The sequence below is a fragment of the Nonomuraea sp. PA05 genome (assembly GCF_008086045.1).
Lineage (GTDB): Bacteria > Actinomycetota > Actinomycetes > Streptosporangiales > Streptosporangiaceae > Nonomuraea > Nonomuraea monospora.
On the sequence record NZ_VSEY01000121.1, the window covers coordinates 1 to 376 of the forward strand.

General features: G+C 72.9%; 1 protein-coding gene. It reads right to left on the reverse strand.

The window, feature by feature from the left end; genetic code table 11:
* A partial coding sequence (locus tag FXF51_RS60300; protein ID WP_148443844.1) for an ATP-binding cassette domain-containing protein occupies positions 1-376 on the reverse strand: 376 nt, incomplete at both ends.

Sequence of the window (376 nt, forward strand, 5' to 3'; positions counted from 1 at the left end):
GGCGGATGCGTTCGAACAGGGCGTGTTCGGCGCGGGCGTCGAGGGCGGCGGTGGGTTCGTCGCAGATGAGCAGGTCGGCGTCGCGGTGGAAGCCGCGGGCGACGGCGATGCGCTGCCATTGGCCGCCGGACAGCTCGTGGCCGTCCTTGAAGCGGCGATCCAGCAGGGTGCGGTAGCCGTTGGGCAGGTCGGCGATGACCTCGTCGGCTCCGGCGACGGCGGCGGCGGCGTGCAGGGCGGGCTCGCCCTTGTCGGTGCCCATGGTGATGTTGTAGCGGGCGGTGAGCGGCCAGCGGGTGTGGTCCTGGGCGATGACGGCGGTGCGGGTGCGGAGCGTTTCCGGGCTGACCTGGCGCAGGTCGACGTCGTCCCAGTG